3 protein-coding genes are annotated in these 2428 nt (G+C 58.9%); all 3 read left to right on the top strand.

The features are described from left to right. Positions 1-77 precede the first annotated feature (77 nt). From EOS_RS04640 to tnpC, 3 genes are read left to right on the top strand one after another with little or no spacing between them, the layout of a single operon-like run. The gene (locus tag EOS_RS04640; protein WP_075645285.1) at positions 78-473 is read left to right on the top strand and encodes a transposase; all 396 of its coding nucleotides are present in this window, start codon (positions 78-80) and stop codon (positions 471-473) included. Next, the gene (tnpB, locus tag EOS_RS04635) at positions 470-805 is read left to right on the top strand and encodes an IS66 family insertion sequence element accessory protein TnpB (RefSeq protein ID WP_047845423.1); all 336 of its coding nucleotides are present in this window, start codon (positions 470-472) and stop codon (positions 803-805) included. The genes EOS_RS04640 and tnpB overlap by 4 nt, the downstream gene beginning before the upstream one ends. A 57-nt stretch (positions 806-862) precedes the next feature. After that, positions 863-2395, top strand: a complete 1533-nt coding sequence (tnpC, locus tag EOS_RS04630; RefSeq protein ID WP_047845422.1) for an IS66 family transposase — start codon at positions 863-865, stop codon at positions 2393-2395. Positions 2396-2428: the final 33 nt, after the last annotated feature.

The following is a 2428-nucleotide window of genomic DNA, read 5'->3' as shown; positions in this document are numbered from 1 at the left end:
TAAGCATCCGGCGATCTCATCTGGTTTTCTGTTCCTGGGCGTAAGAGCATACGTTTCCACGATCAGGAAGCGGACACGTGCACACTATTTCCCAAGACATTTCGACCGGGCGCACACGGCGGACCTATAGCACCTCGTTTAAGTCAGAGCTTATCGAGCAATGTCGCCGGGTCGGCGTCTCATGTTCAGCCGTGGCGATCTCGCATGGCATGAATCCCAATGTGCTGCGGCGTTGGATTAAAGAAGCCGCTCATCCCAGCGACGCTGCGGCGACGGCGCCCACACCGGTTGATGTCGAGCTCAAGCCAGCCTTCGTCGCGCTGCCAATGACCGTGCCGACACCACAAGCGCCCGATGCGGCGCAAGTGAACGTGCGAATCGACATTCAGCGCAATGGCACAACCGTGTCGGTGCTGTGGCCGCACTTTTGTTTGAGCGACAGCGCAGCTTGGGTTCGGGAGGTGCTGCGATGATCCGCATCGACGCCATTTGGCTGGCGACCGAACCTCTCGATATGCGTGCCGGCGCCGATACCATCCTTACGCGTGTGGTGAAGGTATTTGGATCCGCACGACCTCACCATGCGTATCTGTTTGCTAACCGGCGTTCGACACGCATGAAGGTCCTGGTGTACGACGGATTTGGCGTCTGGCTTGCTGCACGACGCTTGAACAAGGGTCATTTCATTTGGGCCAATGGCCATAGTGAGATCGCTGAGACATTGAATCCCGAGCAATTGCGTGCACTCGTGATCGGGCTGCCCTGGCAGACGTTGGCGCACGACCACGTAATCGCGGTGGTATAGCAAATGACGTAAACAGTTTTGATTCCCCCAGCCTGTAGGTGCTGGCAAACTTGATGCATGAATTCACCCACTGATCTCGATGCCCTGAACCCCGATCAACTGCGCGCACTCGCGCGGCAGTTGATGACCCAGGTCGACGAGAAGACGCGTGAATCACACTACCGCCAAACGCGCATTGACCAGCTCACCCACGAGCTCTCGGTCATCAAACGCCTGCAATTCGGCAGACGTAGCGAACAGTTCACTGCCGAGCAGTTAAGCTTGCTGGACGAGGCCATTGATGAGGATTTGGCAGCGCTTGAGGCCGAGCTGGATGAACTGCGCTCGGACGCGCCGCAGGAGAAACCTCGCAAGCGGGCCAAACGCTTGCCGTTGCCGCCCCAGTTGCCCCGCACCGACATCCATCACGAACCGACGGAGTTGAGCTGCCCCTGTGGCTGCCAGCGCGTGCGTATTGGCGAGGATATCAGCGAGAAGCTCGACTACACTCCGGGCGTGTTCACCGTTGAGCGCCACATCCGTGGGAAGTGGGCATGTAAAGCGTGCGAGACGTTGATCCAGGCGCCGGTGCCGCCGCATGTGATCGACAAAGGAATTCCGACTAATGGCTTGCTCGCTCAGGTGTTGGTCGCCAAGTATGGCGACCACCTTCCACTGTACCGACAGGAACACATCTTCGGCCGGGCAGGCCTAGCTATTCCACAATCGACGCTCGGCGGCTGGGTGGGCGTATGCGGTGTGCGTTTGCAGCCCTTAGTCGACGCGCTTCGCGAGGAACTACTGCGCCACGGCGTCTTGCATGCAGACGAAACGCCGGTGCAGATGTTGAGCCCCGGCAAAGGGAAGACGCATCGCGCCTATTTATGGGCGTACACCTCGACCCAGTTCGCAGAGGTGCGAGCGGTCGTGTACGAGTTCGCTGACGGCAGATCTGGCGAACATGCGCGCGCCTTCTTGGGCAATTGGCGTGGCAAGCTGGTCGTTGACGATTACAGCGGTTATAAAGCAGGATTTAAGCTGGGCATCACGGAAATTGGCTGCATGGCCCACGCACGGAGAAAGTTCTTCGATCTGCATGCGAGCAAGAAGAGCCAGATCGCCGAGCAGGCATTGAAATTCTTCGTGGCGCTCTACGACGTCGAGCGCGAAGCCGCCGACTTAGACCCTGAGCAACGACGAGCGATTCGTGAGGAGCGAGGCCGGCCAATTGCACAGGCGTTGCACGTCTGGATGCTCGCACAGCGCAAACTTGTCTCCGAGGGCTCGCCGATCGCCAAAGCACTGGACTACAACCTCAAGCGTTGGCAGGCGCTCACGCGCTATCTCGACGATCCTCACGTGCCCATCGATAACAATCGAATCGAGAATCTGATTAGACCTTGGGCCATCGGACGGGCGAACTGGTTGTTCGCGGGTTCTCTACGCGCTGGTCAACGAGCCGCTGCCATCATGAGTCTGGTGCGTTCCGCACAACTCAACGGGCACGACCCGTACGCCTACCTAAAAGACGTCCTCACGCGGCTGCCCACCCAGCGAGCCGACCAGATTGGGGAGTTGTTGCCGCATCACTGGGTACCAGCTATCGCCTGATCGAAGCCGCCGATGACTTTACCGGGTGCTTAC

Origin of the sequence: Caballeronia mineralivorans PML1(12), assembly GCF_001028175.1 — a bacterium.
GTDB classification, from domain to species: Bacteria; Pseudomonadota; Gammaproteobacteria; order Burkholderiales; family Burkholderiaceae; genus Caballeronia; species Caballeronia mineralivorans.
Note: the sequence above shows the minus strand (reverse complement) of the source record. Positions and strands in the feature narration are given on the sequence as shown.